This window comes from Vibrio sp. J2-4, assembly GCF_021728155.1.
In the GTDB taxonomy this organism is placed as follows: domain Bacteria; phylum Pseudomonadota; class Gammaproteobacteria; order Enterobacterales; family Vibrionaceae; genus Vibrio; species Vibrio diabolicus.
On record NZ_JAKKCN010000006.1, the window covers coordinates 1 to 13,375 of the forward strand.

Consider the following 13,375-nt stretch of genomic DNA (forward strand, 5'->3'; position numbering starts at 1 on the left):
ATACATATTAGCTTTAAACAACATTCAAGATGTTGTCGACTTTGAACGAAGCGTTATAGAAGTATCACCAAACAGTGGGAACCTAATCGTCCACCGATTGTTTCTAAGTCCAGAAAAAATATTAAATGTCCCTTTCCATAAACGGGTGGTGTATAGGGCTGAAGGAGCTGATACTGCAGTATTTTTTTCTCCAGAAATCTATGATTTGATTAGTAATGATTCAAGGTTTTCTCTAGTTAGGAAAATGAAGAAGAATACATCTACGCGTGCACCTAAGTTTTAGGAAAAAATAATGAAAGAAGACTATATTATTTTAACAAAGCAAAGCTTAACTAACTTCCCATTCCAACAAAGCCCTAAGCCAATAGTGCCAGTAGAGCCCGATTTGCTTTTGGAAATGACCTTTTCTCCAAAGCTATTTATCATCAGTGATATAGCGTCAAAAGTAGAGAAACTGGTCGTACATGGAGTAGAGTGGTTAGACGCTCGCGTGGATTGTTCTCCAAGCCAACCATCTGATGATGAAATTAAAGTTTACGAAGATTATCGTATGCCTTATATCTATCAAACTTATAAATTGACGGACAAAGAAAAACAATACGGCAAGTTAAACTGGCTAGACATTGAATCAACAGAGTTTGATTTCTCTAAATTAGAAAATATTCCCTTAGAAGAACGATTAATATTTAAGCTAGAAGAAGACTTTGGATTAGTTTTTATTCACCAGAGTGTGATTGACCTTCTTAAGAAAGACGTCAAAGACGTTTGGCTAAGGGATGTATAATTAATAGCGCCGAAAGGCGCTTTTTTCATTCAACACAAGATTTAATCTGTAGATCAAGTAAATGCAACGCTCCCAGATGTTTGTTTAACTAAGGTCGGCAAGCCGATCGTTCCTATCCCTTATGGCAACAATGCTAAATCAGCAGACCTTGCTGGTGGGACTACGACGGTCTCTATGGATGGCGGTAACAGTGTTGCTATCAAGGGCAGTACGTTCTCAAAAAGTACCGGCGATGCGGGCGGTGACAGAAAAGGCGTTGCCTCAGGCACGATAGAAGCCGAAGCAAAATTCATTTCAGCTTCACCAACGGTTAAGTTTGAAGGTAAGGGCGTATGTCGCCTGTCCGATCAAATGACCATGAATAAAGCCAATACCATGTGTCTTGGCGGCGCACAAAACCCATCGGTTTCTGTTACGGAAGACCAGGAAGGGACGTATACGCTGGATATAGAATGCAAATATCCAAATGGGCTCCCTTACTCTAATGCACAATTTTCTTTAGTCGAACCTTCAGGTGCTGTCATTGGGAGTGGAGTGCTGGATTCTAGCGGAAAAGCATCTGTTAATGGTCTCGCTCTAAAAGAATGTAAGTTAGTGCTCAGCGAAACTCAAGACTCTTACACTCCGAACCAATCTTTAGCTGAAAATATTGTGACGGAAACTTACCCTGATCCGAATGATTTTTGTACGTTTGTCGCAGGTCGCCGCTCGCCATTTTGGGAAGATCGTGTTGGGGTTGCTAATGACTGGGGCATATTGATGTCCCCATCCTTCAGTGATGATGACTTTAAAGATATTGTGTTAGAGCAAAGCCGTATATTGTCTCCTTATGCGATTAGTCAAAATCACTCTAAAGACTTTTCTGATGCTTATGTTTCGGCACTTTATCACATCCAAACTGATACAACTGCGCTAGAGAAATATGAACCTTTAGTTGAACTGCTCTTGGAGAAAGTGCACGAAAATGGCGATATATTGAGAGTCTTATATCAAGCTGATGTGTTTGAGCCTCCCTATGAATTATTAGCGAAGCTTCGCTTTTTAGGGACTGGGAACACTGTGAAGTATTTGCAGTTTGTTTTATGGACGTTGATAAACAATCAAATCTGTTCATACATCGATGAGCTAAACAGTGAAATCATCGGTCGTTTAGATTTCATACAAAGCCAAGCTTCTGCAAGATCGTTGAGTTCTGTTGAAGAGGGTATAAACGGTTATAAAAAAGCACTTAACCACTTCAAACAAGCACTTCCTGACGTCATTAGCCAAATTTTCGAGACCAAAAATGACACCCTAATCTCTATATCGGCAATGGCCCTTGGGAGTACCGTTAACATAGCGAGCCAATCTAGCTTTGCTACTAATTTAGGTAGGGTTAATGCGGTGGTGTACACGAAGTCAAACAATTTGAACCGCCCATCATTTGTCACTTTTGACGATAACTTTTCTGACTAGGACATTTAAATCATGGATGCAGTTTTTCCGATAGCGCAACGAGAAGGTGACGCTTACTACACGCTCAGTGATTTTACGAAATTGTTTGCTCAAGCTAAGAGTGGTCGTTATTTAATAGGACAAGGATATGGTTGGCATAGTGGTGTTCACTTAACATCAAAAATGTTACCGTGGGGGAAAGGGCTCAGACCTATTCAAGCGATGCTTGATGGAAGAATAGTGGCATTTCGCATAAATCCTGATTACTTAACATCAACGTACCAAGAGCAAGAGTTTAAATACAGTAATAACTTTGTGCTTATCGAGCATGAGGCTGTAAACCCCGAAGATAGTGAAGATGTATTTAAATTCTATACACTTTATATGCACCTTGCGCCACCTTCAGATATTGGCGCTAATTCATCAATAAACACGCGTTATCGCTTACAAGAAAGGCGTAATGTACGCATTTTCGAACATAGTGATGTGCCTACTAACTCTAGCGTAAAAGTAAAAAAACGGTCGATGTCTAAAGGGACATTACTTGAATACTTGTATGCTGAAGAGAAGGAAACCCACCCATACCAGATCGGCAAAAATACCTACAAAATGATAAAGTGCCGTGTGGTAGAGAATGGTGAATCGGCAAGTGGTAGCGAAAAAGCACTGTTAAACAAGATTGTTTGGTTTGCTTCGGGTCTCAATAGTGACTTTGACATTTTAGAAGATTCCTCTGCTGTCCTATCAGAACCAGTTTCAGAACCTAAATGGATGTCGGACAACGCGGCAATGATTAGGGACGGTAGTGTGGTTTGTTTACTCCCGATCTTATTTAGAGAGGGAATAAAAGTTTCAGCTGGGGAAGATATCGGCTACATGGGACTGCATGAGTACAGTAACGATGCAATTGGAACTAAGAAAGATGACAATCGCGTGCATATCGAGATGTTCTCTTATGAGGAGCCGCCCGAATTTTTCAAAAAACAGATTTCTCCCAAAAATGCGGAAGAAAATCCACTCGTTGTTATCGATGGGGCCGATAGTAGCGGTGCCGTTGATATGAGTAATTCGTTTATTCAGCAATTACTTGAATCTGTGACAGAAGATCAAGTAACGGACTTCTCCTCGTTCACTGCTCGCGACGCCAAAGTATACTTAGACGGTAAGCGTAAACACTTTGAGCGATTTATTGTGAAACACCCTACAGATTGGCATACAGAATCGTCACAAAGTCTTTATGAATCAATCCATCAGACCGCGAAGGAAGCTCTAGATATTAAGTGCTCCGCTGGTTTTGTGACTGAAGAAGACTACCGCAACTCCCCATGGCGCGATCAAGTGATGGATAGCTTTGATCTTTTCTCGCAATTCGAACTGGAAAGAGCAGATAAGTTCTCATGGATGCAGGATTTACAAGGTGATTTGCAACTAAGCGGTGACAAGAGTCTTTGGCATTATTGGCCTTTTGTTAATTCTTTTGTTTCGGGTTACTACGTGACTCAAAAGCAAATGAATCTGATGTTTCCAGATTCTTCCCTCAGTAAAAGAGAAGAAGTGCGTGACTTATTTAATAAATATGCCAGTAGCTTTGAAATAAATACCAATGAACGAGCAGCACAATTTTTTGCTCAGATAAGAGCTGAAGTTGGTTCGAAACTAGAAGGTAATGAAGAGGACTTATGGTATTCTGTCGATAGGTTAAAAGAAATGTTTAAGCGTTACTTCAATAAATACCCTGAAGAAGCAGCTAGTCTTGGCTACATACGAATTGATGAAAGTGAATACAAAGCACTTTCACAGGCGGATAAGAAAAAGTATGTGAGAAGAAGAAGCTATTATTATAGCCAGCTTCCTCAGGAAGATGAGATAGCGAAACGTGTTTATTCTTGTGACTCACCAGATGGCCATTTTGTACTCGTCAAGGGAGGAGACGTTTCTGGATTGAGGTATAAGGGGAAGGGGTTTATACAGTTAACTTGGAAATACAACTATGACGCTGTTCAAACTAGATTGGAAAATAAAATTCAAGACTTGGGTTTTAATATTTCAGATGACCCTTACTCGGTTTTGAAAACCAAAGAAGGGTTTTTAGCTGCTCTTGGCTTTTGGGATGTTAATAATTTGAATGAGAAAGTGTCCGGAAGTATAGCTAGTACAAATAGTATCACTAATGTTGTTAACTCACGCCTTCCACGTTCTCACAAAGAAAAAAGAACAAAGTATTTTTTGGATATATATGAGGTTTTATGTAATGAATAAATTTTTAGTAAGGTTGATCGTGTTTATATCCTCAGCTTTATTGAGCTTTAGTTCTTTTTCTCAAGTTGAAGATTTATTTTTAATAGATCTTAAAAATAAAAAAGTTGAAATTGAGGTAAATAAAATTGATGGAGATTATTACTTTTCAAAATCTGAGCAACGTTTTTTAGGTCAAGATATATTGCTTGGTGATAATCAAATATCAACGATTTCAGGCAATGAGAGTAATTATCCTGATGTGTTAGAAAATGATATTAATTACAAATTGATTATATCAAATACTCTAGTGAAGAAATTGGGTTATTCAGCCAACCAAAATGTTGGAAATAATATTATATTAACAACAACACAGGAAGATAATTCTAATTATAGTTTTATTTTGGTTTATTCTTACAAAAATAATAAAATTGTTCTAACCGATGTTTTATATCTCGAAGAGAATTTTGATAAAAGAGAAGGTGAAAACACGATATATAAAGTCAATGTACAGTCTCCAGAGAGTATTATTAATTTGGAAAATTATGATAGAAGAGCACTCTCTGATTTTATAGTTAACAATTTATATAAATCTGTACAAGATATGACGATCGACATTAACTTATGAACAGTATAGAAGACTAGAGTAGATGTTGAGGAATGTTTCATTTTTGGAATATCCGATGTATATTCGCGATCTCTATTTTGACAAGGCTCTGTATTGTCTTTATTTTTTAATCCAGTCGATACACTTAAGTTTAATATGGTTTATAAATTTATTAAGGTAGTGAGTTTTTTATTTATTTTGCCATTACCATTTTTTGTAAATGCATGCTGCGAACAAGACTCTGTTGTATTCACATGTGATTTAGAAAATAAAGGTGGCAGTTTGAAAGCTTGCTTTAATCAAGCCGAGAATTCGATGTATTTTTTTGTTGACGAAAATGGGTTGAAAACAGTTTATACTCCAAGACAAGGGAAGAGTTTAGATAACTATAAATGGATAGATATTTCTTTTGAAGAACCTGAATTCATTCCTTTGAAGTTTGAAGTAAATGAAAACAAGAATGCGTATTTTTCATTGACTAGAGGTGGTGGGCGGTTGAGTGTCGTTGCTAACTCCGTTGACATGATTGAAGATGAAAATGCTGTTGAGTACTACTGTGAATTGGAAACTGAAACAGCTCTGGATCCCAACGTTAGATTAAAAATAAAACACGTAAAGCCCAATGAGTTTGAAGCTTGGGATTAAATAGCAATAGATTCCAGTGAGAGCCTAAATAAAATTCATTTTAATAAAGAGTTAGCTTTTCTAGAAAATTTACTCGAGATGTTTGGATAAGAAATGTTCAGATAAAAAGCGCCGAAAGGCGCTTTTTATTTTCTTTAAAATAAAGTATGGTCTCCCTCCTTTTAAAATGGTAAGTGTTGAATAATTATACAGTGGTTAGGTAAATGAATAAAATAACTAAACTCGCTTTGGCTTTGTCCGTATTGACATCTGTTGTTGGGTGTCAACTGGTGTCAAATACGCCGATGCAATCGACAGCAACGAAGGAAATAATTGAAAAAGCAAAGGCAGAGTTTGATGGACAACGTTTTTATAAGTTGAATGAATATGATGAAGAAATCAACGTTTCAGATGACGGTGTCATTACCTTCAAGTCTTACTTACCACGCAGCGGCGGCTATGAATGGGTACCAATTGTGATACGCGATACTAGTTTTCGTGTTTCTTGCGATTATTTCAGTGAATATGTTGAAGCTGGAATGGTTGTTCAGGTTCAGTTTGTGGGTAAACGCGGGCGCATTGAAAATTACGACAAGCAACGTTGTGAAGAGTTTGGCGAGCCAACATGGCAATAAGATCTATGGATAATTAAAGCGCCGACAGGCGCTTTTTATTTACGCCTTAATTAACGTTAGAAGAGGTTTAGACCAATCTTCGGAAGATTAGGCAAGCAATGCGTAGTATCTGGTTAACGAAAAAATACGAAAGTTGCAACAATGTACGTGTCAGTAAAGTAGGAGCGATAAAGCCTCCGCGTACTGTACTCATCGTGTGTTACGTTAATTAGGAGTGTCTACCATGAAAAGCCAGAACGACAATCAAGCAAGTTACCAAGATGAACCTGATGAAGGTCGTCGCAATATGATGAAAATGACGGGTGCCAGCGTGGTTGCTATGGGAGTCGGATCGCTCTCAACGAGTTCTGTTCAAGCTGAGACGCAAATAAATCTTGGTGACACCTGGGATAAAACATTTACGAAAAGTAACCAAGTTCAACATCGCAAAGTGAGTTTTAAAAACCGTTATGGCATCATGTTGGCAGCGGATCTTTATCGACCTAAAAATAAAAGTGGCAAGCTTGCGGCTATCGTCATTAGTGGTCCATTTGGCGCTGTGAAAGAGCAGTCTTCAGGGTTATATGCTCAAACATTAGCCGATCGAGGCTTCATTACTTTAGCGTTTGATCCGTCGTATACCGGAGAGAGTGGTGGTGAACCAAGAAACGTTGCATCACCTGATATCAATACAGAGGACTTTAGCGCAGCTGTGGACTTTATTGGCCTACAGAAAGACGTTGATCGTCAGAAAATTGGTGTGATAGGCATATGTGGTTGGGGCGGCATGGCGTTAAACGCAGTTGCTGCAGATAAACGCGTCAAAGCAGTCGCAACCAGTACGATGTATGATATGACCCGTGTAATGTCTAAAGGCTATAACGACAGTACGACGTTTGAGCAGCGCACGCAAACGTTAGAGCAGCTAAGCCTGCAACGATGGGAAGACGCCGAAAATGGAACACCTACTTACGGGCCAGTATCGCTTGAGTTAGTTGGAGGTGAGCCCCAATTTGTTATTGAGTATGCAGCCTATTACAAGTCTCCTGAACGTGGCTTTCATCCACGAGCGATTAACTCAAATGCTGCATGGACACTCACAACGCCGCTGTCGTTTATGAATATGCCAATTCTGACCTACATTGAAGAGATATCTCCACGCCCAGTGTTGTTCATTCATGGCGAAAAGGCGCACTCTCGCTATTTCAGTGAAACGGCGTATGAAGCGGCGGCAGAGCCTAAAGAATTGATGATCATTCCAAATGCGAATCATACGGATCTCTACGATCAATTGGATGTGATCCCATTTGATAAATTAGAGAGCTTCTTTAAGGTTAATTTAGTTTAGATCGCCCTCTAGAAGACAACTGAGGAGCGGTTACTATTGTGCTCCTCAGTTCCTATTGATTGAAAAATTCTCTAGATTCTCGGTGAACCATTACGGAGAGTATTTCATTATTATACTCACAAGTCGGTATGAACTTGTTTTGTAGAAAACGCTAATAAAATTGCTAAACAGCTACATGCTAATAGAACGACACCTAAGTTTTGTACTGTTCCAGCCATCGCTAATCCCGTCCCGATCATGATGTAGTACATGAGCCCAAATAAAGCGCCTGCGCTACCTACCTGTTGTTTATAATCAACGAGTGCGTCACTGAGTATATTGGGTATCGCAATCCCATACGACATGACGACTAACATCATTGGAGCAACAAACCAGATTGATTGGCTCAGAATCAACACACCGACTGATCCCAAACTAAGCAATACTGCTGAGAGCCAAAGTAGTTGGTTTTTTCGTACATTTTTAGACACTAGGGATTTGTTTAAATAACTCCCAAGCAGAGTGCCTAACCCCAGTACTATGCCACTGTATCCAAATTGTTCGGAGCTATACCCAAGTGCTGAGAAAGTAAATGCGCCAAGCTGGTAATAAGAAAATAGAGCAATGTTATACAAAGCAACCAGTAATCCTGAGCGCCAAATTCGCGCGTCTCTTACCATTTTCCAGCTAAGTTGACGCAACCGTACTGGTGTGTGTTCCTTCTGTGTTTCAGGAAGCTTAATAACGTTATAAGCGAGCAATACTAGCGCGATTAAAAATAAGGCAAAAAACACATAACGATATCCACCAAGCCCTGTAAGCTGTCCGCCTAATAGCATGCCTACTACCGGGCTGATTGATATACCCATCCCCATTAAGCTGAAGACTTTACTCAGTTCTTGACCGTCAAACGCGTCACGAAGCATGGTCTGTGTGACAACGGAACCTACCGCGATACCAAATGCGCTCAGGGCTCGCGCAGCCATGACAACAGCAAAACTCTCGGTTTGAGTTGCGAGTAAAGACGCAAAACCATAGATAAAGAGCCCAATTAACATGGTAGGCCTTCTTCCCAGTTTATCTGCGAGCATTCCCCAAACAACGACGCCAATGGCAAACGCTAGGAAGTAAATCGACAGTGTTTGTGCTGCTTGTGCGTGGTTTACATCAAATGATAGAGCGATTGAGCTCAACGCTGGGCTATAGATGGTTTCTACAATTTGCGGAAACATCAACATAACCAGCATGAGCCATAAAGAGGGCTTAGTATTCATATTGTTACCCATTGTTAATGAAGTTGGCGGGCAGTATAAATGAGGCTACGATTGGGCCAATAACAACATAAAAACCAAATACATCAATATTCGGACAAAATGGCACTTATTGACGAAGAAACACAGTTTGACGCAGACAAAATTTCTAATTGTGTAGTGGGAATTGCTGCGGATATTGGCAAGCACGACTCGGGTATGCATCAGCACAAGAAAGGGCAATTGTTGTACGCACCTCAAGGTTGTATGAGTTTTGCTCTGAAGGACTCGATTTGTATTCTGCCCCCGACAAAGGCGGTTTGGATCCCACCTAATACGCCGCATCGCGCACTGATGACGAATGTGGTTGCGTATCGATCTTTGTATTTTGATTGTGAGGTGTTTTCGTGTCCGAGTAAGATCACGATGATAGAAGTGAATAATTTACTCCAAGCCCTCATTGATAAAATGTCATTTTGGGAGTGGGATAAGCCTAACAGCGAGATGCTAAATACGACAGCACTCTTCTGGGAGGAGTTTTATGCTGCGAAACGTTATTCGTTTCAGTTGCCTTTGCCATCACATCGGCGCTTAACAACATTTCGTCGAGAGTTGGTTGAACCTTCATTTCTAGCTCCTTCGCTTACTACTCTTGCAAGCAAAGTGGGGGCAAGCACCAAGACGGTAACACGATTATTTAAGTCGGAAACGGGTATGAATTATCAAGATTGGCGTCAACAGTGGAGGCTCTTAAAAGCAGTTGAATTGTTATCAACGGGAATGCAAGTCAGCGCCGTTGCTGATTGGCTGGCGTTTTCGTCAGACAGTGCTTTTATTGCATTTTTCAAAAAGCAAACTGGGCAAACACCGCTAATGTTTATGAAAACTAGACCTTAAAACATCACGATGCTTACGCATTTCTTTAGTACAAATTTGGGCTTTATAGATTCCGTATATATTGGTTCACATAGGGAAATGCTATCGTGCACGTTACTTGTGTTTACTCGGCAGCTGACGAAAATATCGAGTAGCAAAATCAACAAAGGCTCGGATGCGTTTTGGTTGATGTCGGTCGTGATGGTAAAGGAGTGAAAACTCCACACTCGGAATGCTCCAGTCGGTAAACACTTCTTTTAGCTTGCCTGTCTGGAGTTCTTGTTGGCAATAAAGTGCTGGTACACGGATGATACCATTTCCCGCCAACGCTGCTTTTATCATTACTCTGCCACTCTTACATCGTAACTGTCCACGTATCTGGTGTTCCGTTGACTGCTTTGTATTTGTGTTCTCGAATGCCCAGCGTGTCACACTACCTGTCAAACAAATGTGTTTTTCTAAGTCTTTTGGATGCGAAGGATAGCCATGTGTTTCTAAATAACTTGGGCTTGCGTACGTCCCCATTTCCACATCAATCAGTTTGCGAGCGATAAAGTTGGAGTCGTCTAACTTTCCCATTCGAAAAGCGATGTCGAATTCATCCGCGATTAAATCGACACGATGGCTGCTAAAATCTAAGTTAATGTTCACTTGTGGGTGTTGGATTAGAAACTGAGCAACGATATCTGCGACAACGTCTTCCCCTAAATAACCCCCCACGCAGTTGATACGAATTTCGCCTCTTAATTCTTCTACATCATCAACCACTGCCATAACAGCTTGATCAATATTGTGAAGGGCGGTTTCACACTGTTTATACAGAACCTTGCCTGCTTCGGTGAGCTTCAGTGTTCGAGTGGTTCTTTGTAGCAAAGTGGCACCAATCTGTTGTTCCAGATTTGTTATTTGACGTGAAACGTGTGAGCGAGAAACGCCAAGTTGCTCTGCTGCTTTCGTGAAGTTTCCTAGTTGAGCGATTAGGACGAAAGAGCGGATATCCGCAAGGTTGATGTGTGTTTGCATGATGACTTCTGCGTAATTCAAAAAAGTATTGTTGCAGTATAACAACAGTGTTTCAACTAGGTCGGTATATATCAACAAACAAAGTTTTCTTAAACTTATCGCCATTGAGGTAAACCGTTCTATTAAGGATTCAAAATGAAAAAGTTAATTGTTATTACAGGCGCTAGTTCAGGCATTGGTGAAGCGATTGCACGTCATTTCAGCGAACAGGGCCATGCTCTTCTTTTGTTAGCAAGACGTGTAGAACGTTTAGAAGCATTAAACTTACCAAATACGCTTTGTGAAAAGGTAGATGTGACCGATAAAGCTTCTTTTGAAGCGGCAATTGAGAAAGCAGAAGCGTTGTATGGTCCGGTAGATGCACTTGTAAATAACGCAGGCGTTATGCTTCTAGGCCAGATAGATACTCAGGACGCATCGGAGTGGAAGCGCATGTTTGATGTGAACGTACTTGGCTTGCTAAATGGCATGCAGTCCGTTTTAGCACCGATGAAAGCGCGTAACAGTGGTACGATCATTAATATCAGCTCTATTGCGGGCAAGAAAACATTTCCTGATCATGCCGCTTACTGTGGTACCAAATTTGCGGTTCATGCGATTTCTGAAAACGTACGTGAAGAAGTCGCATCATCGAATGTTCGTGTTACGACTATTGCACCTGGCGCAGTGGAAACTGAATTACTTTCACATACTACGTCTCAAGATATTAAAGATGGCTATGATGCTTGGAAAGAGGATATGGGGGGCGTGTTGGCAGCCGACGATATTGCACGAGCAGTGCTGTTTGCTTATCAGCAACCGCAAGGTGTATGTGTTCGCGAAATTGCTTTGGCACCAACAAAACAGCAACCTTAACATTAATTTACAGCGACTTCTGGATCATTAGGGCTGTGAATATTTGCACACTGATTCGTGATTGATATGGCATCTTTCAACTAAGTCGTATGAAAATTTAGGTTACCCATTTAAGTCCGTAGCCTAAGTGTGTTATTGCTTATACCCAAGTTACTCAAGGTGAGAAAAAACTTTGAGTAATTTGGGTTTTTATTTGGTCTCAATTTTTAGTATGTAGCTCTATTGGGGTCAGCGGGCCACAGTCGTAAAGAAAAGGAGAAGGTGACGTAAAGCAAAATGAAGCAATATCCATAGCTTAATGAGAATTGATTTCATCAACGTCACAAGCCGTTACAATTATCCGTTAGGTATTATACTTTGTGGGTGGTTAATATTTAACCAAACAAGGAGGTGTGTATGAAACGATTCGCGAACATACTTTTTGCAACACAAGGATTGCCTGGTCATAGTGAGGCGCTCGAACAAGCGATGAGGATCGCATCCAGCAACAAAGTGCCTGTTTCAGGGCTAATTGCGTGCCCCGACTTCCCCGCGGATATGCTCCAGTATCAGCAAAGTTATGAGCAATCGCTACAAGACTCCCTCAAACAAAGCATTCAGGAATACAGACAGAAGCTCGATCTTTCTGAAGATGATCTGGCATTTCCTCTTACTGTGAAAAGCAGTGAAAAACCCGCTGTCTGTATCATTAAAGAAGCATTAGCTGACAACAAAGATCTTATCATCAAAGAAGCTGAACCACTCGGTGAAGGCGCTGAAGGCTTCAAAGCCATTGATATGACACTGTTACGCAAATGTCCTTGTCCATTATGGTTACACCGACCGATTGATAAGCCGAGAGACAAACGCCGTGTGGCTGTTGCGATAGATCCGTTAACGGCGAGCGATGAACAGCACTCATTAGCGGTGCGTTTACTTGAATTATCTCGTTCAATAGCCGACACCTGTGACAGTCGTTTACATGTGATTTCTTGCTGGGAATATTACTTAGAGAATTACCTACATGACAATGCTTGGATTCAGGTCGACGATGCTGAGTTGAAACATGAACTCGACAAAGCAAAAGCCGATCATAAACAAGCTCTACAACAACTGCTGGAAGAGTCGGGGATTACGGGTGAAATTGTGATTCATCATTTACACGGAAAGCCTGATGAAAAAATCCCGGATTACGTAGAAAGCATAGAAGTGGACGTTCTAGTCATGGGTACCTTAGCGAGAACAGGGATATCTGGCTACGTCATTGGTAATACGGCTGAAAACATTTTGCAATCTATAAACTGTAGTTTGGTCGCTCTTAAGCCCGATGGTTTTGTATCGCCGATTCAGTAATTGGTGTGTAACAAACCTGGGTTTAAGTGGTTGTTTTAGGTAAAGGAGGGAGACGGAGTTCTAGAACATGGAATTATCAGTGTATCAATAAGTTATCAGAGGAGAGTGACATGAAAAACCTATGCCCGAAATGCCACACAGAAATGATAGAACGTTCGAACGTTTATGTTTGTCCGAGAAATGATATCGGTGACTGCACCTACGATGCGTTCGAGTTAACTGATGACGATAATCCATACACATTCAGTCGAGAACACGTAAGTAGTGATCTACGTTCTTACACCGTAGCGGACAGCAAGTAGCTGTTTGTATTAACGTTCCTTTAAGTAGCATTCAGTGATTGCTGTTTGCTACTTATCCCTTGGTTTTATGATCTTTTTTGAAATACTTGGGCTAAAACAATCAAGTGGAGCT

12 protein-coding genes and 2 pseudogenes are annotated in these 13,375 nt (G+C 40.6%); 12 read left to right on the forward strand and 2 right to left on the reverse strand.

Translation table 11 applies throughout. The features are described from left to right. The 8 genes and pseudogenes from L3V32_RS19390 to L3V32_RS19425 form a co-directional block, all read left to right on the forward strand. Positions 1–283, forward strand: a pseudogene (locus L3V32_RS19390) (hypothetical protein); the annotation flags it as partial. A 9-nt stretch (positions 284–292) separates the two neighbouring features. Then, complete coding sequence (locus tag L3V32_RS19395) at positions 293–784, forward strand: hypothetical protein (protein ID WP_237284962.1); 492 nt, start codon at positions 293–295, stop codon at positions 782–784. A 54-nt stretch (positions 785–838) separates the two neighbouring features. Next, positions 839–1,262 (forward strand): annotated as a pseudogene (locus L3V32_RS26335) (DUF4150 domain-containing protein); the annotation flags it as partial. A 989-nt stretch (positions 1,263–2,251) separates the two neighbouring features. Continuing rightward, on the forward strand, positions 2,252–4,477 hold the full coding sequence (locus L3V32_RS19405; protein WP_237284963.1) for a hypothetical protein: 2,226 nt from the start codon (positions 2,252–2,254) through the stop codon (positions 4,475–4,477). Then, on the forward strand, positions 4,470–5,081 hold the full coding sequence (locus L3V32_RS19410; protein WP_114323893.1) for a hypothetical protein: 612 nt from the start codon (positions 4,470–4,472) through the stop codon (positions 5,079–5,081). Before L3V32_RS19405 ends, L3V32_RS19410 begins: the two co-directional genes overlap by 8 nt. A 93-nt stretch (positions 5,082–5,174) precedes the next feature. Next, on the forward strand, positions 5,175–5,705 hold the full coding sequence (locus L3V32_RS19415) for a hypothetical protein (RefSeq protein WP_237284964.1): 531 nt from the start codon (positions 5,175–5,177) through the stop codon (positions 5,703–5,705). 203 nt (positions 5,706–5,908) lie between these two features. Continuing rightward, complete coding sequence (locus L3V32_RS19420) at positions 5,909–6,319, forward strand: hypothetical protein (RefSeq protein ID WP_006741077.1); 411 nt, start codon at positions 5,909–5,911, stop codon at positions 6,317–6,319. Positions 6,320–6,542: 223 nt separating this feature from the next. After that, positions 6,543–7,646 carry an alpha/beta hydrolase gene (locus L3V32_RS19425; RefSeq protein ID WP_237284965.1) on the forward strand — a complete coding sequence of 368 codons (1,104 nt, stop codon included), beginning with the start codon at positions 6,543–6,545 and terminating at the stop codon, positions 7,644–7,646. A 116-nt stretch (positions 7,647–7,762) separates the two neighbouring features. Here L3V32_RS19425 and L3V32_RS19430 read toward each other — a convergent pair whose 3' ends face one another. Beyond that, positions 7,763–8,899 (reverse strand): multidrug effflux MFS transporter, encoded by a 1,137-nt coding sequence (locus tag L3V32_RS19430; protein ID WP_237284966.1) that lies wholly within the window; start codon positions 8,897–8,899, stop codon positions 7,763–7,765. 99 nt (positions 8,900–8,998) lie between these two features. Between L3V32_RS19430 and L3V32_RS19435 the strand changes: the two genes are divergently transcribed. Then, positions 8,999–9,772: a helix-turn-helix domain-containing protein gene (locus L3V32_RS19435; protein ID WP_237284967.1), complete on the forward strand. Its 774-nt coding sequence runs from the start codon at positions 8,999–9,001 to the stop codon at positions 9,770–9,772. 93 nt (positions 9,773–9,865) lie between these two features. Here L3V32_RS19435 and L3V32_RS19440 read toward each other — a convergent pair whose 3' ends face one another. Further along, entirely contained in the window at positions 9,866–10,774 is a 909-nt protein-coding gene (locus tag L3V32_RS19440) for a LysR family transcriptional regulator (RefSeq protein WP_237284968.1), read from the reverse strand. A gap of 135 nt (positions 10,775–10,909) precedes the next feature. Here L3V32_RS19440 and L3V32_RS19445 point away from each other — a divergent pair, with 135 nt between their 5' ends. The 3 genes from L3V32_RS19445 to L3V32_RS19455 all read left to right on the forward strand — a co-directional run bounded on the left by L3V32_RS19445 (position 10,910) and on the right by L3V32_RS19455 (position 13,263). Continuing rightward, on the forward strand, positions 10,910–11,629 hold the full coding sequence (locus L3V32_RS19445; protein WP_046875926.1) for an SDR family oxidoreductase: 720 nt from the start codon (positions 10,910–10,912) through the stop codon (positions 11,627–11,629). Positions 11,630–12,025: 396 nt separating this feature from the next. Beyond that, positions 12,026–12,961, forward strand: coding sequence for a universal stress protein (locus tag L3V32_RS19450; RefSeq protein WP_046875927.1), 936 nt, complete (start codon positions 12,026–12,028; stop codon positions 12,959–12,961). A gap of 110 nt (positions 12,962–13,071) precedes the next feature. Further along, positions 13,072–13,263 (forward strand): hypothetical protein, encoded by a 192-nt coding sequence (locus tag L3V32_RS19455; RefSeq protein ID WP_005392611.1) that lies wholly within the window; start codon positions 13,072–13,074, stop codon positions 13,261–13,263. Positions 13,264–13,375: the final 112 nt, after the last annotated feature.

Bases quoted from the DNA above. Each gene is read 5' to 3' on its own strand.
- L3V32_RS19395 (WP_237284962.1), top strand. From the start codon at position 293: ATGAAAGAAGACTATATTATTTTAACAAAGCAAAGCTTAACTAACTTC.
- L3V32_RS19405 (WP_237284963.1), top strand. From the start codon at position 2,252: ATGGATGCAGTTTTTCCGATAGCGCAACGAGAAGGTGACGCTTACTAC.
- L3V32_RS19410 (WP_114323893.1), top strand. From the start codon at position 4,470: ATGAATAAATTTTTAGTAAGGTTGATCGTGTTTATATCCTCAGCTTTA.
- L3V32_RS19420 (WP_006741077.1), top strand. From the start codon at position 5,909: ATGAATAAAATAACTAAACTCGCTTTGGCTTTGTCCGTATTGACATCT.
- L3V32_RS19425 (WP_237284965.1), top strand. From the start codon at position 6,543: ATGAAAAGCCAGAACGACAATCAAGCAAGTTACCAAGATGAACCTGAT.
- L3V32_RS19430 (WP_237284966.1), bottom strand. From the start codon at position 8,899: ATGAATACTAAGCCCTCTTTATGGCTCATGCTGGTTATGTTGATGTTT.
- L3V32_RS19435 (WP_237284967.1), top strand. From the start codon at position 8,999: ATGGCACTTATTGACGAAGAAACACAGTTTGACGCAGACAAAATTTCT.
- L3V32_RS19440 (WP_237284968.1), bottom strand. From the start codon at position 10,774: ATGCAAACACACATCAACCTTGCGGATATCCGCTCTTTCGTCCTAATC.
- L3V32_RS19445 (WP_046875926.1), top strand. From the start codon at position 10,910: ATGAAAAAGTTAATTGTTATTACAGGCGCTAGTTCAGGCATTGGTGAA.
- L3V32_RS19450 (WP_046875927.1), top strand. From the start codon at position 12,026: ATGAAACGATTCGCGAACATACTTTTTGCAACACAAGGATTGCCTGGT.
- L3V32_RS19455 (WP_005392611.1), top strand. From the start codon at position 13,072: ATGAAAAACCTATGCCCGAAATGCCACACAGAAATGATAGAACGTTCG.